General features: G+C 67.6%; 20 protein-coding genes and 2 tRNA genes. 13 read left to right on the top strand and 9 right to left on the bottom strand.

Annotated elements, in window-relative coordinates; genetic code table 11:
* Window positions 1-82: 82 nt before the first annotated feature.
* Window positions 83-508, bottom strand: a complete 426-nt coding sequence (locus tag ACE3O8_RS07475) for a hypothetical protein (protein WP_374388346.1) — start codon at window positions 506-508, stop codon at window positions 83-85.
* Window positions 509-650: 142 nt separating this feature from the next.
* The gene (locus ACE3O8_RS07470) at window positions 651-1,730 is read right to left on the bottom strand and encodes a sigma-54 interaction domain-containing protein (RefSeq protein WP_374388344.1); all 1,080 of its coding nucleotides are present in this window, start codon (window positions 1,728-1,730) and stop codon (window positions 651-653) included.
* Window positions 1,731-2,057: 327 nt separating this feature from the next.
* Between ACE3O8_RS07470 and ACE3O8_RS07465 the strand changes: the two genes are divergently transcribed.
* From ACE3O8_RS07465 to ACE3O8_RS07455, 3 genes are all read left to right on the top strand, one after another.
* Window positions 2,058-2,900, top strand: coding sequence for a hypothetical protein (locus tag ACE3O8_RS07465; protein WP_374388342.1), 843 nt, complete (start codon window positions 2,058-2,060; stop codon window positions 2,898-2,900).
* A 94-nt stretch (window positions 2,901-2,994) separates the two neighbouring features.
* Window positions 2,995-4,296, top strand: a complete 1,302-nt coding sequence (locus ACE3O8_RS07460) for an FAD-dependent oxidoreductase (RefSeq protein WP_374388340.1) — start codon at window positions 2,995-2,997, stop codon at window positions 4,294-4,296.
* Between the two features lie 56 nt (window positions 4,297-4,352).
* Window positions 4,353-4,429: transfer RNA gene (locus tag ACE3O8_RS07455), tRNA-Pro, on the top strand.
* Window positions 4,430-4,488: 59 nt separating this feature from the next.
* On the opposite strand, the gene ACE3O8_RS07450 is transcribed toward ACE3O8_RS07455, so the two are convergent.
* From ACE3O8_RS07450 to ACE3O8_RS07440, 3 genes are read right to left on the bottom strand one after another with little or no spacing between them, the layout of a single operon-like run.
* Window positions 4,489-4,965, bottom strand: coding sequence for a low molecular weight protein-tyrosine-phosphatase (locus ACE3O8_RS07450; protein ID WP_374388338.1), 477 nt, complete (start codon window positions 4,963-4,965; stop codon window positions 4,489-4,491).
* Complete coding sequence (mmsB, locus tag ACE3O8_RS07445; protein ID WP_374388336.1) at window positions 4,965-5,840, bottom strand: 3-hydroxyisobutyrate dehydrogenase; 876 nt, start codon at window positions 5,838-5,840, stop codon at window positions 4,965-4,967. The genes ACE3O8_RS07450 and mmsB overlap by 1 nt, the downstream gene beginning before the upstream one ends.
* Before the next feature lie 5 nt (window positions 5,841-5,845).
* Window positions 5,846-7,342, bottom strand: coding sequence for a CoA-acylating methylmalonate-semialdehyde dehydrogenase (locus ACE3O8_RS07440; RefSeq protein WP_374388348.1), 1,497 nt, complete (start codon window positions 7,340-7,342; stop codon window positions 5,846-5,848).
* Between the two features lie 153 nt (window positions 7,343-7,495).
* Here ACE3O8_RS07440 and ACE3O8_RS07435 point away from each other — a divergent pair, with 153 nt between their 5' ends.
* The 9 genes from ACE3O8_RS07435 to ACE3O8_RS07395 all read left to right on the top strand — a co-directional run bounded on the left by ACE3O8_RS07435 (window position 7,496) and on the right by ACE3O8_RS07395 (window position 15,713).
* Complete coding sequence (locus tag ACE3O8_RS07435) at window positions 7,496-9,115, top strand: acyl-CoA dehydrogenase family protein (protein WP_374388334.1); 1,620 nt, start codon at window positions 7,496-7,498, stop codon at window positions 9,113-9,115.
* A gap of 5 nt (window positions 9,116-9,120) precedes the next feature.
* Entirely contained in the window at window positions 9,121-9,546 is a 426-nt protein-coding gene (locus ACE3O8_RS07430; protein ID WP_374388332.1) for a MarR family winged helix-turn-helix transcriptional regulator, read from the top strand.
* 42 nt (window positions 9,547-9,588) lie between these two features.
* Entirely contained in the window at window positions 9,589-10,680 is a 1,092-nt protein-coding gene (gene hppD / locus ACE3O8_RS07425) for a 4-hydroxyphenylpyruvate dioxygenase (RefSeq protein ID WP_374388330.1), read from the top strand.
* Window positions 10,677-11,942 (top strand): homogentisate 1,2-dioxygenase, encoded by a 1,266-nt coding sequence (gene hmgA / locus ACE3O8_RS07420; protein ID WP_374388328.1) that lies wholly within the window; start codon window positions 10,677-10,679, stop codon window positions 11,940-11,942. The genes hppD and hmgA overlap by 4 nt, the downstream gene beginning before the upstream one ends.
* Window positions 11,939-13,231, top strand: coding sequence for a fumarylacetoacetase (gene fahA / locus ACE3O8_RS07415; protein WP_374388326.1), 1,293 nt, complete (start codon window positions 11,939-11,941; stop codon window positions 13,229-13,231). Before hmgA ends, fahA begins: the two co-directional genes overlap by 4 nt.
* Window positions 13,232-13,280: 49 nt before the next feature.
* Window positions 13,281-14,012 (top strand): carbonic anhydrase family protein, encoded by a 732-nt coding sequence (locus ACE3O8_RS07410; RefSeq protein WP_374388324.1) that lies wholly within the window; start codon window positions 13,281-13,283, stop codon window positions 14,010-14,012.
* A 64-nt stretch (window positions 14,013-14,076) separates the two neighbouring features.
* Complete coding sequence (locus tag ACE3O8_RS07405; protein WP_374388322.1) at window positions 14,077-14,892, top strand: universal stress protein; 816 nt, start codon at window positions 14,077-14,079, stop codon at window positions 14,890-14,892.
* A gap of 58 nt (window positions 14,893-14,950) precedes the next feature.
* Window positions 14,951-15,403, top strand: coding sequence for a DUF6325 family protein (locus tag ACE3O8_RS07400; protein WP_374388320.1), 453 nt, complete (start codon window positions 14,951-14,953; stop codon window positions 15,401-15,403).
* Window position 15,404: 1 nt separating this feature from the next.
* Entirely contained in the window at window positions 15,405-15,713 is a 309-nt protein-coding gene (locus tag ACE3O8_RS07395; protein WP_374388318.1) for a hypothetical protein, read from the top strand.
* A 73-nt stretch (window positions 15,714-15,786) separates the two neighbouring features.
* On the opposite strand, the gene ACE3O8_RS07390 is transcribed toward ACE3O8_RS07395, so the two are convergent.
* The 3 genes from ACE3O8_RS07390 to ACE3O8_RS07380 form a co-directional block, all read right to left on the bottom strand.
* On the bottom strand, window positions 15,787-18,690 hold the full coding sequence (locus ACE3O8_RS07390; RefSeq protein WP_374388316.1) for a TonB-dependent receptor plug domain-containing protein: 2,904 nt from the start codon (window positions 18,688-18,690) through the stop codon (window positions 15,787-15,789).
* A gap of 239 nt (window positions 18,691-18,929) precedes the next feature.
* Window positions 18,930-19,005 (bottom strand) — tRNA-Ala (locus ACE3O8_RS07385).
* Between the two features lie 121 nt (window positions 19,006-19,126).
* Window positions 19,127-19,450, bottom strand: coding sequence for a TIGR02300 family protein (locus tag ACE3O8_RS07380; protein ID WP_374388314.1), 324 nt, complete (start codon window positions 19,448-19,450; stop codon window positions 19,127-19,129).
* A 144-nt stretch (window positions 19,451-19,594) separates the two neighbouring features.
* Between ACE3O8_RS07380 and aroA the strand changes: the two genes are divergently transcribed.
* Window positions 19,595-20,953, top strand: a complete 1,359-nt coding sequence (aroA, locus tag ACE3O8_RS07375; RefSeq protein ID WP_374388312.1) for a 3-phosphoshikimate 1-carboxyvinyltransferase — start codon at window positions 19,595-19,597, stop codon at window positions 20,951-20,953.
* Here the strand turns inward: aroA and wecB are convergent.
* The coding region (gene wecB / locus ACE3O8_RS07370) for a non-hydrolyzing UDP-N-acetylglucosamine 2-epimerase (RefSeq protein ID WP_374388310.1) at window positions 20,950-21,895 on the bottom strand (946 nt) is incomplete at its 5' end. The genes aroA and wecB overlap by 4 nt on opposite strands.

The raw sequence follows: 21,895 nt of genomic DNA, 5'->3' as shown, positions 1-21,895 counted from the left end.
GTTTCGGCAAGCGCAGGCGCCGTCAGCGAAATGGCCGCGAGGATCGCTGCACCAATGCGAATGATCTGCATATCCTTGCTCCTCAGAAGGCGCGGCTGGGGCGGACGGTGTCGTGCCATTCGGCCGGCGTCAAAGCGCCGTCACCATTCTTGTCGCCACTGTCGAAAAGCTTGCGCATCGCGGCATTGAACGTGCCTGCGTCAATGTCATTTTCCGGCTTCGGGGCACTTGGGCCACCAAGCGCCTGCAATTCGGCAATCTGCAGAACGGCATCATTGTTCGCGTCGACATGGCCGAACATCCGCATGGCCCGATTGCGATATTCCTCCCAGCTGATCGTCAGATCCTCGTCGCGGTCTGCGTAGGCGAAGGCGATCTGCGAAGCCGTGTCGCCCGCCGGTGCGAGCCCCGCCGCATTGTTGGCCATCGGGTCATTGGCAAGTGGGCCCTGCGCGAGTGCGGGCACCGACACCGCCATGGCAATAAGTGCAAGCTGGAATCGGATCATGAAACGCCCCCTGCCCGAAATGCGATCAATATGATCAACAGCTTGGAAAGTCTTGCCGCTGGGAACACGGGCGTCAACTTCGAAACGGCATTGGCGGAATTTGACCAGATATTGGCGTCATTTGTCGATTGTCGGCATCGTCTCATGCCGCCTCGTTCGCGGCCTTCAGTCCCAGGCGCTTCAGCTTTTCCACCAGCGTGGTGCGCTTCAGGCCCAGCAGGCGGGCGGATTCGGCAATGGTGCCGTTCGAGGCAGCGAGCGCCTGTGCGATCAGCGTCGCTTCCGCTTCGGCCAGAAGCTGCTTCAGTGCGAGCGGCGCCAGCGCGACGGAATCGGCGGCGAGGCTGTCGGCCAGCGCCGAAGGCCGCGACAACTGGGCCGTGGGCGCCTGCCCCGCCCAGTTATTCAACGGGCGACGGCGCGGCAGCAGAAGCCGCTCCACCGTGGCGGTATCCAGCACCCGTTCCCCCATCGCCAGCGCGCGATCGACGAAGTTCCTGAGCTCGCGCAGGTTCCCCGGCCAGTCATGCGCCTGCAACCGGCCGAGGCCATCGGGCGGCAGATGCAGCCGCAGGCGCCGGGCATCCGCGAAATGGGCAACCAGCGCCTCGATATCGTCCAGCCGGGCGGCGAGCGGCGGGAGATCCAGCAGAACAACGGCCAGCCGCCAATAGAGGTCTGCCCGAAACTGCCGCGCATCCACGGCGGCTTCCAGATCGACGTTGGTGGCCGCGACGAGGCGGAAATCGACCGGAATGGGGCGGCCGCCCCCCAGGCGTTCGATGGTGCGGGTTTCCAGCGCCCGCAACAGTTTCACCTGAAGCGACAGCGGCAAATCCCCCACTTCGTCCAGGAACAGCGTGCCGCCATGCGCAGATTCCAGCCGGCCGACGCGGGTTCGGGTGGCGCCGGTGTAGGCGCCCGCATCCGCCCCGAACAGTTCCGCTTCCGCCAGATCATGCGGGATCGCGCCACAGTTGACGGCTTCGAACGGGCCCGCGGCGCGCGGGCTGGCGGCATGCAGCGCGCGGGCGGCATTTTCCTTGCCGCTGCCGGACGGGCCCGTCAGCAGAACGGTCGCATCTGTCGGCGCGACCCTTGCGATGGTCTGCCGCACGGCCCGCATCGCCGCCGAGCCGCCGATCAGATCGGCGGATGCGCGCGGCCCCCGCCCATTTTCGCGCTGCGGGCCGCCGGGGCCCGCAATCGGAACTTCACCCATCCCTCTGTTTCCTTCGTGGGGGTTTTGCTGAAGTGTCCGACCCTGATCCTTTCGCTTCTCCGGCCTGGACCGCCCCTCCGGCAGGTGCCTGGTCGTGCAAAATTCTTTCATTCCGTGCCGTTAAGCCCGTTTGACCAGTTCCGCCTGTTGACCTTCAGAGGCCAGCAGGCAAAGTGCGCGCGGGTCGGCGGAGATGTTCTGGCATGGCTGCTGCGGCAGCGTGCAGCCGGGATGCATCCGCTCTGGCAAGGATGCCGCCGCCGGAGGGCTTGGGGGCGCGGGCCTGGCCGGGGAAACCATCTGGTTTTCAACGGTTAGGAATGCGCCTTGGCTGATTATGATTCATCCGGAATGAACGGAAACCCGCTGCCGTCGGTGAAGATTCTGGCGGCCGGGGCGGCGGTTCCGCTGGCACCGCTCGCGGGCTGGCGGCCGGTCCGGGGCGGCGCTGACCTTGCGGCGCAACTGCGCGAGGAGCGGCCCGACCTGCTGGTGCTGGATGCCGCCGGGATCGGGCCTGAACTGGCTGCACTGCTGATGTCTGCGGCCTTTGCCGACATGCCGCTGCTGCTGCTGGCCGGCGACGACGACGCAGAGAAGGTGGGCCTGCTGCTGGAGCGGCCCATGCGCATCCTGCCCGTGCCCGCAGAGCCGGGGCAACTGGCCGCGCTGGTGGCCGAAGCAGCCGCCGGGCTGGCTGGCGGCGTGGCCGACGCGAATTCCCGTTACGAGGCGGATGACCGGCTGGCGGCGCTGAAGCGCGATGCCGAACGGGTGGCGGCGGCGCTGGCCGACCTGGCCGGGCTGAGGGGCCCGGAAACGGCCCGCCCGGTCACGGCCGCGCGCATCCGCGCCCACATCAAGGCGCGCCGGAACCGGGAGCGCTTCTTCGCGGCAGAGCTGTTTTCGGACCCGGTGTGGGACATCCTGCTGGACCTTTCCGCGTCCCGGCTGGAGGACCGCCCCGTGAGCGTGTCGAGCCTGTGCATCGCTGCCCATGTGCCGACCACGACAGCCCTGCGCACCATCAAGATGCTGGTGGACCGCGGGCTGCTGACACGCCGCAACGATCCGGCCGACGCCCGCCGGAGTTTCATTGCCCTGTCCCCGCATGCCGCCAGCGCGATGGAGGGCTGCCTGGAGGCGGTTCTGAACCAGCAGGGGCAATAGGCCCTGTTTCTTGGCATAGCCCCGTCCGCCGGGCGCGGACGCTTTCTTGCGCGGGGCCGGAATTCGGGCCACCAAGGGAACCGGGAGGACAGATATGCGCACATTGGCGATCGTCGGTTCAGGGCCTGCGGGCTTCTACACGGCGGAGGCGGCATTGAAGGCGTTCGGTGACGCGGTGCGAATCGACATCATCGACAGGCTGCCCACGCCCTATGGCCTGATCCGCGCGGGCGTCGCGCCCGATCACCAGTCCATCAAGGCGGTGTCGCGCCGCTATGACCAGGTCGCGACGGATCCGCGCGTGCGCTTCCTGGGCCATGTGTCGATCGGCACCGATGTGTCTGTCGAGGAACTGACCGCCATCTATGATGATGTGGTGCTGGCCGTGGGCGCGCCGCTGGACAGGCCGCTGGGCGTGCCGGGCGAAGACCTGCCGGGCGTGATCGGGTCCGCTGCCTTCGTGGGCTGGTACAACGGCCATCCCGATTTCAAGGATCTCGCCCCGCCGCTGTCCGCCGAAGAGGCGGTGGTGGTGGGGAATGGCAATGTCGCCATCGATTGCGCGCGAATTCTTGCCAAGACCGTCTGCGAACTTCAGGACAGCGATATCGTGAACCATGCGCTGGATCCGCTGTCGCGATCGGCCGTGACGCGGATCCATGTGCTGGGCCGGCGCGGCCCGCACCAGGCGAGCTTCACGCTGAAGGAAGTGGGCGAACTGGGCGAGCTGGAACGGGCGACGCCCATCGTGCGGCCGGGCGACTTTCCGCCGGCAGAATCGGACGCCGCGCTGGAAACCGGCCAGCGGCGGGTGGTGGAGGTGCTTCGGCGCTTTGCCGCCGAAGGCCCGGATGCCGCCAAGCCCGTGACGGTGAGCCTGGATTTCTTCCGCCGCCCGCTTCGCGTGCTGGGGACGGACCGGGTGGAAGGCATCGAGGTGATGAAGACGCGGGTGGACGAAAGCGGCCAGGCCGTGGACACCGGCGAGACGGAGATCATTCCGTGCGGGCTGGTCGTGGCTGCCATCGGCTATCGCACGTCGGCCATTCCGGGCGTGCCGTTCGATGACAAGGCCGGACGCTTCGTGAACGTGGACGGCCTGATATCGCCGGGGCTTTGGTGCGTCGGCTGGGCGCGGCGCGGGCCATCCGGCACCATCGGCACCAACCGGCCCGACGGCTTTGCGCTGGTGGAACGGATCGCCGCGACCGAATCCGCCAAGGGGCGGACGGGGCGCGCCGGGATCGATGCGCTGCTGAAGGCGCGCGGTGTGACCATCGCGAGCTTCGAGGACTGGCAGAAGATCGACGCGATGGAGATTTCCCGCGCCCGCGCCGGCGCCCCGCGCGAGAAAATCGTGGAGCTGACGGAATTGCGGAAGGTTTTTGCAGACTGAATCCCGTTTTACGTGTTGACGCCGGGGAGTGCCGCGCCTATCCCGCCGCCTCGGTCCGGGGAATAGCTCAGCCTGGTAGAGCACTGTCTTCGGGAGGCAGGGGCCGGAGGTTCGAATCCTCTTTCCCCGACCATCTTCCAAATGGTTGGAATCGTTGGGCTCTGCGCGGAAACGCGCGGAGCCCGCGGTGATTCAGGGCAATCGCTGAAGTCGCGCGACAAGGGCTTGCGCCGCCGCGTCCACATCGGCCCAGCTGCGGGCGAAATCGGCGGCGTCGCCATAATAGGGGTCCGCGACGGCCTCGCCCTGCCGACCAGCGACGAGATCAAGGACCAGCGCAAGTTCCGCCCGCGAGGGGTCGGGCGACAGGCGGCGCAGATCCCTGAGATTGGTGTGATCCGCCGCGAAGATGTGGCTGAAGCGGGTGAAATCGTCCGCATGCACCTGCCGCGCGCGGAGCGCGCCGATATCGACGCCGTTTGCCTTTGCGATTGCCTGAGCGCGGGGATCCGGCGGGCGGCCGACATGCCAGTCGCCCGTTCCGGCGGAATCGATCCGCAGATCAAGCCCGGCCGCCGTTGCGCGGGCACGGAACGCGCCTTCTGCCAGCGGCGAGCGGCAGATGTTGCCGAGGCAGACGAACAGGATCGCGGGCCTGTCCGCCGCCATCAGCGAAGCGACTTGATGATCGCCGAGAAGTCGAGCCCGCCCTGCCCTTCCGCCGCGAACGCCTCATAGAGTTCCAGCGCCCTGGCGCCCATCGGCGTGCTGGCGGATGCGCTGCCGGCCGCTTCGGCCGCGAGGCGCAGATCCTTCAGCATCAGCGCCACGGCGAAACCGCCCTGATAGCCCCTGTCGGCCGGGGTTTCGGGGCCGACGCCGGGCACGGGGCAATAGCTGGTCATCGACCAGCACTGACCGGACGACACCGAGGCGATGTCGTAGAAGCGCTGCGGATCGAGGCCCAGCTTGTCGGCCAGCACGAACGCCTCTGCCGTTGCCACCATGGACGCGCCGAGCAGCATGTTGTTGCAGATCTTCGCCGTCTGCCCAGCGCCGCTGCCGCCCGCATGGATCACGGCCTTGCCCATCGCCTGAAGGATGGGTTGCGCACGGGCGAAGCCGTCGTCCGGCCCACCCACCATGAAGGTGAGCGTTCCGGCGTTCGCCGCCGCGATGCCGCCCGAAACCGGCGCGTCGACAGCGACATAGCCCTTTGCGGCGGCCTCTGCCCCAAGCGCCTTGGCGGTTGCGACATCGATGGTGGAGCAGTCGATCAGCAGTGTGCCGGCGGCCGCCTTGCCGAACACCTCGTCGCGATAGACGCCGGCCACATGCTGCCCGGCGGGCAGCATGGTGACGACGGCATCCGCGCCCGCCAGCGCGTCTGCGGCGGACGCGGCAGCCGTGCAGCCCGCCGCCTTCGCCTTTTCCAGCGCCTCTGCCGAAAGGTCGAAGGCGCGGACGTCATACCCCTTTGCGGCGAGGTTGGCGGCCATGCCGCCGCCCATGTTGCCGAGGCCGATGAATGCAATTGTCGTCATCGCCATTACCCCATCGTCGGGATGACGAAGGCGTTGCCGCCGTCTGCGGACCCGTCCGGCCATTTCTGCGTGACCGTCTTCACCTTCGTCCAGAAGCGGACGCCTTCGGTGCCGTGCTGGTTGTGGTCGCCGAAGGCCGAGCGCTTCCAGCCGCCGAAGCTGTGATAGGCGACCGGCACCGGGATCGGCACATTTATGCCCACCATGCCCACGTTCACGCGGGCCGCGAATTCGCGGGCGGCATGGCCGTTGCGGGTGAAGATGGCGACACCATTGCCATATTGATGCTGGCTGGGCAGCGCGATCGCATCCTCGAAACTGTCCGCGCGGACGATCTGCAGCACCGGGCCGAAGATTTCCTCCTTGTAGCTCTGCATCGTCGGCTTCACATGATCGAACAGGGTCGGGCCGATGAAGAAGCCCTTTTCATGGCCCTGAAGCTCGAACCCGCGGCCATCGACCACCAGTTCGGCGCCTTCGTCCACGCCGGTCTGGATCCAGCCTTCCACCCGCGCCTTGTGGGCGGCGTTCACGACGGGGCCGTAATCGGCGTCGGGATCGGTCGAAACGCCGATGCGCAGCTTTGCGATCGCGCCCACCATGCGCTTGCGCAGTTCATCCGCGGTTGCCTTGCCCACCGGCACCACCACGGGCAGCGCCATGCAGCGTTCACCGGCGGAGCCGAAGGCAGCGCCCGCCAGATCCGAGACGACCTGATCGAGATCGGCATCCGGCATCACGATGCCATGGTTCTTCGCGCCGCCCATCGCCTGCACCCGCTTGCCCGCCGCGACGCCGCGCGAATAGACATAGTGCGCGATATCCGACGACCCGACGAAGCTGACGGCCGAAATGGCGGGATGGTCGAGGATCGCATCCACCATTTCCTTGTCGCCATGCACGACCTGCAGGATGCCTTCGGGCGCGCCCGCTTCCAGCAGCAGCTCGGCCAGCCGCACCGGAACCGACGGATCGCGTTCGGATGGCTTCAGGATGAAGGCGTTGCCGCAGGCGATGGCGACACCGAACATCCACATCGGGATCATCGCGGGGAAGTTGAACGGCGTGATGCCCGCGCCGATGCCCAGCGGCACGCGGGTGGACAGCACATCGATCCCCGGCCCGGCCCCTTGCGTATATTCGCCCTTCATCAGATGCGGCACGCCGCAGGCGAATTCGATCACTTCCAGCCCGCGCTGGATGTCGCCCTTGGCATCGGCGATCACCTTGCCATGTTCCGACGAGAGCATGCGGGCCAGTTCGTCCATGTTCTTTTCGACGAGCGCCTTGAAGGCGAACATCACCCGCGCGCGGCGCTGCGGGTTTGTCGTCGCCCAGGCGGGCTGCGCCTTCTGCGCGGCAGCCACGGCAAGATCCAGAAGGGCGGCATCGCCCAGCGGCACCCGCGCCTGGATCGACCCGGCATTGGGGTCGAACACGTCACCGAAGCGCGCCGCGGCGGCCTTTGTGCCGCCTGCGAGGAAATGGTCGATCTGTCTGATGTTCGTCACGCCCTGGTTCCCGATATAGTCCCACTTGGGCGGCCTCATGAACCTTCGGGGCCGCGCTTGGAAGCGGGCATTTTGGCAGGTTGGCCGCGATTGGCGACGGACCGGCGCTGCGGTAAGGCGCAAGGCAGGAAGGGGAGAGTGAGCATGTCGAGCCTGAAGCCGCTGGCGCAGCTGGAAACCCATGAGGTGTTCAACCAGGCGCCGCCGATGGAGGATCGGAACCTCTTTCTGGATGACCAGGCGCTGCATGACGCGGTGGCAAATTCGGGCGGCGCCCCGCATGCGGCAAGGCTTCAGGCGCTGGGCGCGCGCGTGGGATCTGCCGAGGTGATCGAATGGGGGGTGGAGGCGAACCGCCAGACCCCGGTTCTGGAAACCCATGACCGCTTCGGCCACCGCATCGACGAGGTGCGCTTTCACCCGGCCTATCACCAGTTGATGGCGCTGGGGCTGGACAGCGGGTTTGCCGCAGCCGCGTGGGCGGGGCAGCCTGCCGGTCATGTGGCGCATGGCGCAATCCTGTTCCTGCAGGGGCAGGCGGATTCGGGCAGCATCTGCCCGATGACAATGACCTATGCTGCCGTCCCCGCGCTGCGCGCCGAGGCGAAGGTGGCGGACGAGTGGGTCCCCCGCATCCAGGCGGGGCGCTACGACGGCGCTGCACGGCCCGCATCGGAAAAGGCGGGCGTCACCATCGGCATGGCGATGACGGAAAAGCAGGGCGGCTCCGACGTGCGGGCGAACAGCACCCGTGCGGAACCGGTGGGGGATGGCTGGTTCCGGCTGACAGGGCACAAATGGTTCTGTTCCGCCCCCATGTGCGACGCCTTCCTGACGCTGGCCTACACCGAAGCCGGGCTGACCTGCTTCCTGGTGCCGCGCTGGCTGCCCGATGGCGACCGAAACGCCGGCTTCCGGGTGATGCGGCTGAAGGACAAGCTGGGGGATCGCTCCAACGCCTCGTCCGAAATCGAATATCATGGCGCGCTGGCGCAACGGCTGGGGCCGGAAGGGCGCGGCGTTTCCACGATCATCCAGATGGTGCAGCACACGCGGCTGGATTGCGTGCTGGGCTCTGCCCAGCAGATGCGGGCGTCGCTGGCGCAGGCGATCTGGCACACCTCCCATCGGTCGGCGTTCCAGAAGCGGCTGGCGGACCAGCCGGCGATGGCGGCCGTGCTGGCGGACCTGGCGGTGGAAAGCGAAGCGGCGACCGCGATCGGCTTCCGGCTGGCGCAGGCCTTCGATGCCGGCGACGACCTCGCCCGGCTGCTGACGCCGATCGCCAAATATTGGGTGTGCAAGCGGACGCCGGGCTTCGTCTATGAAGCGATGGAGTGCCTGGGGGGCGCGGGCTATATCGAGACAGGGCCGATGGCGCGCATCTTCCGCCAGTCGCCGCTGAACGCCATCTGGGAAGGATCCGGCAATGTGATCGCGCTGGACGTGCTGCGCGCAATCGCGCGCGAGCCCGAAGGCGTGGCGGCGCTGCACGGCTGGCTGGCGGCGCAGCGCGGGCGAAACGCCGCCTATGACCAATGGGTGGATGGCATCGACCTGAAGGGCGTGACGGAAGGCACGGCCCGCCTGTTCGTGGAACGGCTGGCGCTGGCGGCCCAGGCCGCCACCCTGCTGGAATGGGAAAGCCCCATGGCGGATGCCTTCTGCGCGCTGCGGCTGACGTCGCGCGGCGCGGCCTATGGCGCGTATGAGGCGGCGATCGACACGCGGGCGATCCTGCACCGCGCGCTGCCTGTCGGCTGAGGCGCATGCTGCGGCTGCGTCAATTCCTGCCCTATCGGCTGTCGCTCGCGTCCAATGCGGTGTCTGACCGGGTGGCCAATGTCTATCAGGCGCGGTTCGGGCTGAAGATTCCGGAATGGCGGGTGATCGCCGTGGTGGCCGAACAGGCCAGCGCCACGCAGGCCGCACTGGTGGCGGCGACGCAGATGGACAAGATGACGATCTCGCGCGCGGTGGCCGCCCTGGTGGAGCGCGGGCTGCTGGCGCGCGCGCGGGCCAGCGACCGGCGCACGCTGGAACTGGCGCTGACAGCCGAGGGCGAGGCGCTCTATGCCGAGATCGCGCCGCTTGCCCTGGGGATCGAGGCCGAACTGCTGGAGGGGTTCTCGCCAGCGGAACGGACGCAGCTGATGGCCCTTCTGCAGCGGCTGGAGGCTTGCGCCATTTCGTAACAACGGTTACATTGTCGCCACTTCACACATGGGAGACGGGATATGGCGACGGCGGCGCGCGACACGCAGACGGCTGAGAATTTCATGGGCCTGGACGGGTTCGAATTCGTGGAGTTCACCGGGCCGGATCCCGACGCCCTGGGCCATCTGTTCGAGATGCTGGGCTTCACCCATGTGGCGACCCACCGCAGCAAGAATGTCCGCCGCTATCGCCAGGGCGACATCAACTTCCTGCTGAACTTCGAGCCGGAGGGCCAGGTGGCCGAGTTCCGCGCGAAGCGGGGGCCGAGCGCCAATGCAATGGCCTTCCGGGTGAAGGATGCGCGCCACGCCTTCGAGGAGGCGGTGAAGCGCGGCGCCGAGCCGGTGACGGGCAAGCTGGGGCCGATGGAGCTGAACATCCCCGCCATCCGGGGGATCGGCGGCGCGAACCTGTATCTGGTCGATCGCTATGGTGCGGCGGAAATCTATGATGTGGATTTCGTGCCGGTGCCGGGCGCCGCAAAGACCGACCGCGACGTCGGCCTGCACACGCTGGATCACCTGACCCATAATGTGGGCCGCGGCGACATGGCGCGCTGGGCCGATTATTACAGCCGCATCTTCGGCTTCCGCGAGATCCGCTATTTCGACATCAAGGGGAAATCGACCGGCCTGTTTTCCAAGGCGATGACAGCGCCCGACGACAAGATCCGCATCCCGCTGAACGAAAGTCAGGACGAGAACAGCCAGATCGAAGAGTTCCTGCGCGCCTACAATGGCGAGGGCATCCAGCATATCGCGCTGGCGACCGACAACATCTTCGAGACGGTGGACCGGCTGAAGGCCAATGGCGTGGCCTTCCAGGACAGCCCCGACACCTATTTCGACCTGATCGACAAGCGCCTGCCCGGCCACGGCCATGACGTGGAGGAGATGCGCAAGCGCCGCATCCTGATCGACGGTGCGCCGGAAACCGGCGGCGGGCTGCTGCTGCAGATCTTCACCGAGAATATGGTGGGGCCGATCTTCTTCGAGATCATCCAGCGCAAGGGCAATGACGGCTTTGGCGAAGGCAATTTCCAGGCCCTGTTCGAAAGCCTGGAGCTGGATCAGATCCGGCGCGGGGTGATCCCGGCGGGCATGCGCTCGTGAGCGCCTTCGGGGGGGAGTTCCAGTCCGAAAGCATCGCCGGCGCGCTGCCGGTGGGGCGGAATTCGCCGCAACGCCCGGCGCTCGGTCTATATGCCGAGCAGCTGTCGGGCACGGCCTTCACCGCGCCCCGGCACGAGAACCGGCGCAGCTGGCTTTATCGCCGGATGCCGGGCGCGGCGCATGACGCCTTTCATCCGCTGCCGCACGGCGGGCTGGCCGCCCCGCCCTTCGCGGAGGGGCTGCTGACGCCGAACCGGCTGCGCTGGGATCCCATGCCCCTGCCCGCGCATGGCGTGGACTGGCTGGATGGCCTGCACACACTGTGCGGCAACGGCTCCGCCGAAGACGGCGCGGGCGTGTCGGTGCATCTCTATGCCTGCAACGCCCCGATGGCGGGGCGGGCGTTCAGCAGCTTCGACGGCGAACTGCTGTTCGTGCCGCAGGCCGGCGCCCTGCGCATCACCACCGAATTCGGCGTGCTGGAGGTGCCGCCCGGCCATGTGGCGCTGGTGCCGCGCGGGGTGAAACTGCGCGTGGACGTGGATGGCCCGTCGCGCGGCTATTGCCTGGAAAATCACGGCGCGCTGTTCCGCCTGCCCGATCTGGGGCCGATCGGGGCCAACGGCCTTGCCAATCCACGCGATTTCGAAGTGCCGGCCGCCGCGACCGAGCCGGACGCGCCAACGCAGCTGGTGGTGAAGCTGGGCGGGCAATTGTGGGAAACCACCCTGCCCCATTCGCCGTTCGACGTAGTCGCCTGGCACGGGAACCTGGTGCCCTGGCGCTATGATCTGTCGCGGTTCAACGTAATCGGCACTGTCAGCTTCGATCATCCCGATCCCTCGATCTTCACCGTGGTCACCTCGCCCTCCGGGCAGCCCGGCGTCGCCAACTGCGATTTCGTGATCTTCCCGGCGCGCTGGATGGTGGCGGAAGACACATTCCGCCCGCCCTGGTTCCACCGCAACGTGATGAGCGAATATATGGGCCTGATCACGGGCGAATATGATGCGAAGGAAGGCGGCGGCTTCGTGCCCGGCGGCGGATCGCTGCACAACCGCATGTCCGCGCACGGGCCTGACGCGGCAAGCTGGGAAAAGGCCTCCAACGCCGAATTGCGCCCCGTGAAGCTGGACAACGGCCTTGCCTTCATGTTCGAAACCGTCCGCCCCTTCCGGCTGACGCGCTGGGGGGCCGAAACGACGCTGTTGCAGCAGGGCTATGATGCCGTGTGGCAGGGCTTTCCGAAGGGCGGCAGATGAGCTGGTTCGAACTTGATCACACCCATGATGCCGGCGCGCGATGCTGGGTGGAGGGTGCGGACGGACATGAAAGCTTCCCCGTTCAGAACCTGCCGCTGGGGCTGTTTTCCGACGGGGATTCCGGCCCGCGCGTGGGCGTCGCCATCGGCGGCTTCGTGCTGGATGTCGCCGGGCTGGTGGATACCGGGCTGCTGCCCGATCTCGATTACCTGACCTACATGGTCCACGAACGGCTGAACGAGCTGCTGGCGCTGGGGTCGCTGACGCGGCGGGCGCTGCGCCATTCGCTGTTCGCGCTGCTGACCGACAGACGGCATGAGGCGGCTGTCACGCCCTTCCTCTCGCCAGTCGTCGAGGTCGATCTGCACCTGCCGTGCGAGGTTGGCGACTACACCGATTTCTATGCCGGCATCCACCACGCGACAAAGGTGGGCAAGCTGTTCCGGCCGGACAATCCGCTGCTGCCCAATTATCGGCATGTGCCGATCGGCTATCATGGCCGTGCGTCTTCCGTGGTGCTGTCCGGTACGCCGGTGAAGCGGCCCATGGGGCAGCTGCCGGGCGCGGACGGCCCGCGCTTCGGCCCGACCGAGCGGCTGGACCTGGAGCTGGAGCTGGGCGTGTGGATCGGGCCGGGCAACTCGCTGGGCTGCCCCGTGCCGATCGCGGAGGCGGCGGAGCATGTGGCCGGCTTCTGCCTGCTGAACGACTGGTCCGCGCGGGATGTGCAGGCTTGGGAGTATCAGCCGCTGGGGCCGTTCCTCGCCAAGAATTTCCAGACGAGCGTCAGCCCCTGGATCCTCACGCCCGAAGCGCTGGCCCCGTTCCGCGGGCCCGCCTTCGCGCGCGGCGCGGAAGACCCCGCGCCCCTGCCCTATCTGCTGGACGCCGAAGACCAGGCCCATGGCGGGCTGCGGCTGGAACTTGGCGTGTGGTTGCAGACCCGCGCCATGCGCGAGGCCGGGATCCCGGAGACACGTCTTTCGGCCGGCGGCACCGACGCACTTTATTGGACGGTTCAGCAGATGGTGGCGCACCACACGGTGGGCGGCTGCAACCTGATGCCGGGCGACCTGTTCGGGACCGGCACGGTTTCGGGCGAGGCCGCCGGCACCGAAGGGTCGCTTCTGGAGCTGACGGAGGGCGGAAAGCGGCCTCTGGCGCTGCCGAACGGCGAGACGCGGACTTTCCTGCAGGATGGGGACCGGCTGCGGATTTCGGCCACCGCCCGGCGCGAGGGGTTCGCCGCGATCGGCTTCGGGGATTGCGTGGGCGAAATCATCGCTTGAGTGTTCGCCGATCCGGGGCCATCAATCCGGCATCCAGGGAGGCGACCGCATGCACGATGATCACGAACATGGCGAAGGTTGCGGCTGCGGCCTGAACCGCAGGGCCGCGCTGATGGGCCTGACGCTGGCCGGCGCGCTGGCCGCCACCGCAACCCCCGCATCCGCGCAGGTGCTGACGCAGGAGATGCGGGACAGGCTGACGCCGCAGCAGATCATCGACCTGATCCTGAAGGGCAACGCCCGCTTCGTGGCCGGCACGCCCCAGCGGCGGGACTGGTTGGCCGAACAGAAGGGAACGGCAGGCGGCCAGAACCCGGCGGCCGTGTTCCTGTCATGCGTGGACAGCCGCGCGCCGGTGGAGGTGATCTGCGACTTCGGCATCGGCCAGGCCTTCAACGCGCGGGTGGCGGGCAATGCCGTGACCGACGACATCCTGGGCTCCATGGAGTTCGCGACCGCCGCTGCGGGGGCGAAGGTGGCGATGGTGATGGGCCACACCGCCTGCGGCGCGATCAAGGGCGCAATCGACAATGTGCGGCTGGGCAACCTGACGCTGCTGCTGGCCCGCTTCCACAACGCGGTGGCCGACACCCGTTATGACGGGGACCGGACGAGCAAGTACCCCGCTTTCGTGGACGCGGTGGCCGAAACCCATGTGCGGCAGTCGCTGCAACTGATCCGCGACCGGTCCGCCGTGATGCGCGGGCTGGAGGCAGAGGGCAAGATCGTCATCGTGGGCGCGATGTATGATCTGGAAACGGGCCGCGTGAGGCTGATTTGATCCATCGCATGCTGCCCGCCGGGCGGCCATGCGACTATTCGGGGAATGGAAGGCAGGAACTGACATGAAATCGATTCTTCTGCACCTTGGAACGGATCCCCAGTTCGAATCCCGCCTGCAGGGCGCGCTGGATCTGGCACGGTTCACCGAAGGCCATCTGGAATGCCTGCAGACGCGCCGCGTCCCGGCCTTCCTGGGCGCCGATGCGGCCGGATTTGCCGGCAGCGCCGCCATGGTGGTGCAGCTGATGGAGGATGAGGCCCGCCTTGCGGAGGCTGAGCGCAAGGCCTTGTCCGCCCGGCTTCAAAAGGAAGGCGTGCCCTTCAGCTTCACCGAATCCCTTGGCGATCCGGCGCAGACGCTGGTGGACCGGTCGCTGCTGTCCGACGCGATCGTGATGTCCATCGCGTCGTCCGACCAGCGCGAACTGGCAAGCACGCTGGCGGCCGTGGTGACGAAGGCGGATGCGCCCGTGCTGGCGATGCCCGCGCACGCCACCCGGCTGGAAGTGGAGAAGCCGGTTCTCGTGGCCTGGAAGCCGACGCCGGAAGCCGCGCACGCGGTGAAGCGGTCCGTCAACCTGCTGCAGCAGGCGAGCCGGGTGGATATCGTGACGATCGACCCCTCTGGCACGGGCGACCTGCCGCCGACGGCCGTTGCCTCCTACCTCTCGCGCCACGGCGTCCGCGCGGAGCTGCACGAACGCAGTTCCGGCGGCGCCTCCACGGCTGACACGCTGCTGGGCACCGCGAAGGAGCTTGGATCCGGCCTGCTGGTGATGGGCGGCTATGGCCGCAGCCGGGCGATGGAGTTCCTGCTTGGCGGCGTGACGCGGCGCCTGCTGGCGGCGAGCGACCTGCCGCTGCTGCTGGCGCACTGATCGTCATCCCCATGACATGGGCCGGTGGCAAAAGCCGGCCATCCGAAGGGAGACACATATGACCGCACCGATCGGCCCGGTCGAATTCCTGCTGCTGGGGTTCGAGGGCAACCGTTTCAATGGCGCCATCGCGCCCGCGCTTGGCGAACTGGTGGGCAACGGGCTTGTCAGGCTGCTGGATGTGGCCATCGTGATCAAGGATGCCGATGGCGAAGCGGCGATCCTGGAAATGCAGGAACTGCCCGAAGACGTGGCAGACGCCGTGAAGGCGCTGGCGGGCGAAGTGCGCGGCCTGATGTCCGAGGCGGACCTGATGGACGTGGCAGACAATCTGGAGCCGCAGACGACAGTGGCCGCCCTGCTGGTGGAGCATATCTGGGCAACGCGCTTTGCCGATGCCGTGCGCGACGCCGGCGGCGAGCTGCTGGTTTCGGAGCGGATTCCGGGCGACCTGGTGGATCAGGCCCGCGCCACGCTGACGGCGGTTGCACAACTGACGGAAGGAAACTGAGATGCTGGGATCAAGACGCGGACGCCCGAGCCTGATCGGCCGCGCGGCCGGCACCGCGGCCCGCACGGCCGTCATCACCAAGGCGGCGACGACCGTGGCGGGCAGCTCTGCCGCGAAGCAGCAGCAGAAGATGCACGCTGCCGAACTGGCCCATGCCGAGAAGATGGCGGCCGTCGGCGGCGGCGCACCCGCTGCGGCGCCGACCGGCGAAGAAGCGATCGGCGCGCTGCGCAAGCTGTCTGCCGCGCATGACAACGGCATCCTCACCGATTCCGAATTCATCGCCAAGGTGAAGGAACGGCTGGGGTGACCGCCTGAGCCGATACGGAAAGGGCCCGGAACCTGCTGGTTCCGGGCCCTTTTTTTGCCGGATGTCAGGCGCCTTACATCTTGTATTCCAGCATCAGCGTGAAGGACCGGCCGCGCGGATCCGCGACGCGCGGTTCCCAGCTGCTGCCTGCGCCGGTGTTGCTGTCATAGGTGATGGCAAACGGCGGATCGGTATCGAACAGGTTCTTGATACCCGCCGTGATCCGCCATTGCTCGTTCGGGCTGTAGGCCGCGGACAGGTTGTAGATGGTGTAGGGCTTCACCCGCTCGTGCAGATCCGGCGGAGACACCCGGCCCGAAGTGACGCCCGGCAGCTCCTGGTTGGTATAGCCCGACCGGTGCAGCTGCGAGAGCGACGCCGTCCAGGGCCCCTGATTGTAGGTGAGGAAGATGTTGTGCTTCCACTTCAGGCCGAGATCGCCCGAGAAGGTGAAGCGGCCCACCTCGCTGACGCCTTGCGGCGCGCCGGGCACCAGCCGCGAGCGCTTCTTCAGCAGCAGACTGCCATCGAAGCCGAAGGACAGGTCGCCCGCGAACAGCGGCGTGTTGGCTCGGCCCGCGAATTCGATGCCCGAGGTTTCGGTTTCGCCGCTGTTCACCCAGGTGCGGTCGATGGTGACGATATTGCCCGCCGCATCGCGGATGAAGCGGTCGGTGAACAGGTCATAGTTGGCGATCATGTCCTGAAGCGCGAGGACGTCGATCTTGCCTTCGCGGCGGATATACCACCAGTCGGCCGAGACCATGATGCTGGGCGTGGGTTCCAGCACGACGCCCGCAGACCATTGGCGGGCCGATTCCGGCCCCAGATCCTGCCGTCCGCCCGTCAGGATGGTCGGGTTGATGGATTCGCAGCCCGGAATGGACGTGTCCACCCGGCCGGCCGAGCATTTCGCCGGATCATAGATGTCGCGGCCGGAATAGGGCGATTCCAGCGTGCCGTTGTAGATCTGGTTGAAGGTCGGCACGCGGAAACTGGTGTTGTAGGAGCCGCGGAACATCAGCTGGTCGATCGGCCGGTATTTCACCGCGAACTTGGGGTTCGTGGTGGTTCCGAAGCCGGTGTAGTCGTCGATCCGGAAGGCGGCGGTGAATTCAAAGCCCGTGAACAACGGCAGCATCACTTCCGCATAGGCGGCCTTGATGTTGCGATGCCGGCTGTCGAGGATGTTGGCCTCGTCGAACGGCGCGTTGAAGATGGGCGGGCGGCTTGCGGCTTCGCGGGCGTCGCCGTTGAAGCTGTATTCCTCGCGCCGCCAGTCGACGCCGACGGCCGCCTGAACCGTGCCGCCCCAGATGTCGAACAGCGGGCCGGTCGCGGCGACGTCGACCTGCCACAGGCCATAGGTGCCGCCATAGAGCTGCACGCCGGCTGCCGACGTCGCCTCGATGAGGGCCATCGCTTCTGCCGTCTGGGCTTCGCCCGGCAGCAGGAAGGGGTTGATCCGGCCCGTCATCAGCGCATCCACCATGCCGTTCACGACGATGTTGCCGTTCGCGTCACGCACGGTGCGGGTATAGAAATAGCCCGAGCCCAGCGTGGAGGTGGAGTCGCTCTTCCCGTAGGAAACGCCGGCATGATATTCCCACGGGCCCGCGATGGGGCCGTCGGCCGTCAGCGCCAGGCGCATCGTATCCGTGCTGGTCTCGATCACGCGCGGGCCGCATTCCATGCAGCGCCAGCGAAGCGCCATCGGCAGCCCCCGGCGTGATTCCAGCGTGGGGAACACGCTGACGAGCTGGTTGAACACCCGGTCGTACGTGGCCGCACTGTACTGGTTGCGGACATAGACATAGTTCAGCGCCGTCGCGGCCGCCGAGGCGCTGGAGGACAGCTGGTTGTTGGAGAAGACCTTGCGGGAATCGGCCTGCGATCCCGTCACCTCGAACTTCAGCTGATGATCACCGAACTGGCCGGTCGCCGCGCCGAACCAGGAAATGGTGCGGATCGGCTGCTGGATGACGGCGGCGCGGCCCGTATCCCAGGCGCAGGCATATTGCGCGGTCGGCACGTCCCACAGAAGCTCGTCATAGCTGTCCATCCCGTCGATCGCGCCGCAACCAAGGTTCCCGGGCAGATCCAGCGGGTTGATGCCGCCGCCCGCCCGAACCGTGCTGCTGCCGGGCAGGAAGGGGGCGGTCGCCGCCGAGTTGATAATGGTGCCGTTGGGGCTGTTGGGGGAAACGCCCAGCGGGAAGATGGTGGCGAAGGGCGTTCCGCGCGTGTCCACCGAAAGGCCGCGATCGACCTGGAAAGTGTCCACGAAGCCGCGCTGATCGCCGCGCAGCATCTTCGCATCGGTGATGGAGGCGCCGAACATGACGTTGAACCTGTCGCTGGACAGATCGCCATGGCCCGCCACGAACGAGCCCCGCCACAAATTGCCGCCGCCCGCTTCCGTCACGTCCATGAAGCCGCTGGCCTTCACGCCCTGGAAGTTGGCGTAGGTGATGAAGTTGATGACGCCGCCCACCGCATCGGTACCGTAGATGGCGGATGCGCCGTCCTTCAGCACCTCGACCCGTTCGACGGTGGACATCGGGATCTGGTTCACGTCCACCACGCCGCCGTTCAGGCCGTGGGCGGGCACGCGCCGGCCATTCAGCAGCACCAGCGTCGCCGCAGCACCCTGACCGCGCAGGTTGGCAGAAGACGCGCCGTTGTTGCCCCGCGCCGCACCCGAAACGACGTCTGCGTTGGACGCGAGGTTGTCGAGGCCGTTTCCGTTCGAGGTGAGGTAGGAAAGGAACTGCTCGGGGCTGACGATGCCTTCACGGCGAAGATCGTCCGTGGTGATGATCGTGAGCGGCACCGGGCTTTCCTGGATGGAGCGCTTGATGCGCGAGCCGGTGACGACGATCATTTCTTCCTGCGCCGCCGTGCTGGCGGCAGCCTGGGCGAATGCCGGCGCCGCGAGGCAGGTGGAACACAGCATCGCCGAGACGAGAATTTTCATCGATTACCCCTTTGCAGCGGGCGGCCCCGGCCTTCGCCATGTTGCCGCGTTCCGGATCGTATATTCATCCGGCAGCAATGTTCATCGCGAAACCGGTGGGGCGCAATGGGGTATCAGGCCGCAGATGCAGCGGCGGCTGGGGATAAGATGCGGTGTGACAATTCTGTTGCACCGGGGCCACAGGCGAAACGCCGGCTGTCCGCGCAACTGTCCGAATTCAAACCGGGTTTTCTGAAAGGTGGTGGAGCCTAGGGGGATCGAACCCCTGACCTCTACAATGCCATTGTAGCGCTCTCCCAGCTGAGCTAAGGCCCCGAAATTTCACCTTTGCGAGCCCCTGTCGGGGGGCTGCCGGACCCGCCTGGGGGCGGGAGCGGTGCGCCTAGCGCAAGGTGTCGGGCGGTTCAACCCCCAACAGCCCTGCGCCGGCAATTTTTTAGCGATCTTCCTCGCGTTCCTCGACGACCACTTCGCTCAGGTCGTCGTCGCCGCCGATATCGACGTCGGCGTCTTCCGACGGCTCGTCATTGTCGGCGTCGATGTCCAGATCGTCCGCTTCCAGCGCGGGTTCGGCTTCACCGGCCTGGCCTTCGGCCTTGGCGGCTTCGAACGGCAGCGTCTGCTTCGACTTCAGGATCGGTTCCGGCACCCAGCTGGTGCCGCAGCCGATGCAGGTGACGGGATCGTCGCTCTGCAGATCATAGAAGCGGGTTCCGCATTTCGGGCACTGGCGCTTGGTGCCCCATTCCGGCTTGATCACGTGTCAGAAACTCCAGTTTCGCAGAAGAACAGATTCGTCGACCACTGCCGGGGCAGAAGGGTTCGATTGTCTTAAGCGGAAAGCGGGCGCGCCTTGCCATAGGCGGTGCCGCCTGTCAAAGCCCGCCGCTTCAAGAGAGGCAAGATGAGCCACGGCACCACCCCCCCTTCCCCCCTGATCCTGGTTGCAGACGGCCCGCTGGGCGGCGAGGCGCGCGTGCCCGGCGACAAGTCGATCTCCCATCGCGCGATCATGCTGTCCGCGCTCGCCGTCGGCCGCAGCGAGATCCGCGGCCTGCTGGAGGGCGAGGATGTGCTGGCGACGGCAGCTGCGATGCGGGCCATGGGCGCAACGGTCGAACGGCTGGGCCCCGGCCACTGGATCGTGGACGGCGTCGGCGTGGGCGGCCTGCTGCAGCCGCAGGCCGCGCTGGACATGGGCAACAGCGGCACCTCGACGCGCCTGCTGATGGGGCTGGTGGCCAGCCACCCCGTCACCGCCACTTTCACCGGCGACGAATCGCTGAGCCGCAGGCCGATGGGCCGGGTGATCGAGCCGCTGGGCCGGATGGGGGCGGACATCACCGCCTCCCCCGGCGGGCGGCTGCCGCTGATCCTGCGCGGGGCGGAAACGCCGCTGCCGATCCGCTACCGGCTGCCGGTCGCCTCTGCGCAGGTGAAGTCCGCGATCCTGCTGGCGGGCCTGAACATCGGGGCGGAAACCGTGGTGGAAGAGCCTGTTCCAACCCGCGACCACAGCGAGCGGATGCTGAAGGGCTTTGGCGCGGACCTGTCGGCTGAGCCCCTGCCGGAGGGCGGCAACCGCATCGCGATCCGGGGCTGGGCCAGCCTGAAGCCGCAGGCACTGGAAGTGCCCGGCGACCCCTCCTCTGCCGGGTTTCCGCTTGTCGCGGCGCTGATCGTGCCGGGCAGCGACGTGCTGATCCGGGGCGTGGGCCAGAACCCCACGCGTGATGGCCTTGTGCGCGTGCTGAGCATGATGGGCGCCGACATCGAGCTGCTGGACCCGCGCGAGGTGGGCGGCGAGCCCGTGGCCGACATCCGCGTCCGCCATTCGGCGCTGCGCGGGATCGAGGTGCCGCCCGAGGTGGCGCCCTCCATGATCGACGAATATCCGATCCTGTTCGTGGCGGCGGCGCTGGCCGAGGGGCGCACAGTGATGCGCGGGATCGAGGAGCTGCGCGTGAAGGAAAGCGACCGGATCGCGGCGATGGCGGCCGGCCTGCGGGCGGCCGGCGTGCAGGTGGAGGAATTGCCGGACGGACTGATCGTGAACGGCAGCGGCGGCGGGCCGGTGGCCGGGGGCGCCACCGTCGCCACCCATCTGGATCATCGCATCGCCATGAGCTTCGCCGTGCTGTCCCTTGTATCGCGCCGGCCGGTGAAGGTGGACGATCGCGCCCCGATCGCAACCAGCTTCCCGGACTTCCTGCCGCTGATGCAGCGCCTGGGGGCCCGCGAAGGCCAGTCGCACGAAGCCTAAGCGTCCGCGAACGCGCCTGTTGCGCCGGCCTGGCCGTGCAGCCAATCCGCGACGATCGCGGCGATGCGCTCGCCCGCCTGCCCGTCACCGAACGGGTGCACCGGTGTCAGCGGCGGCCGGGCGAGGGCTTGCCGCACGGCCGAGACAATGTCGTCGGCAGCCGGGCCCACCAGTTCGGCTGCGCCCGCCGCCACCGCCTCCTGCCGCTCCGTGGACCGGCGCAGCACCAGCGTCCGCAGGCCGAGGCCCGGCGCCTCTTCCTGCAAGCCCCCCGAATCGGTGACGAGCAGCCGCGCGCGGCGCATCATCCAGATCATTTCCAGATGATCGAGCGGCGGGATCATGTGAATGGCATCCAGCCCGTCGAGCTTGTCCTGGAACGGGGCGCGGACGGCCGGATTCGGGTGCAGCGGAAGCACGATTTCCGCCTCGCAGAAGGCGGCGAGGCGCGCGAAGGCCGCCGCGATCGCGCCGGCGCGCCGGCCGATGTTCTCGCGCCGGTGAACCGTGGCGAGGACGAGAGGGTAGCGGGGCTGTGCCGCAAAGGGGAAGCGCGCCTGCATCACCCCGTCGGCGGCGGTATCCGCCGACAGCCGGGCCAGCCCGGCCTGCAGCGCATCGATGCCGCTGTTTCCGGTGACATGGATCCGGCTGCGGCAGATGCCTTCGCGCAGCAGGGCGGCGGCGGCCGCGTCCGTCGGGGCGAAATGCAGCGCCGAAACCGGCGCGATCAGGCAGCGATGCATCTCTTCCGGGAAGGGTTCATGCCGGTCGTGCGTCCGCAGCCCCGCTTCCACATGGGCGACAGGCACCTGCGCATAGGCGGCCGCCAGCGCGCCGGCCAGCGCCGACACGGTATCGCCCTGAACCAGCGCCAGCCGGGGCTGCCAGGCGGCGAACACGGGGGCCAGCCGCATCAGCAGCGCGGCCAGCAACTGGGCG

This window comes from Sandaracinobacter sp. (assembly GCF_041909755.1).
Lineage (GTDB): Bacteria > Pseudomonadota > Alphaproteobacteria > Sphingomonadales > Sphingomonadaceae > Sandaracinobacteroides.
This window is presented reverse-complemented; position numbering and strand designations above follow the sequence as displayed.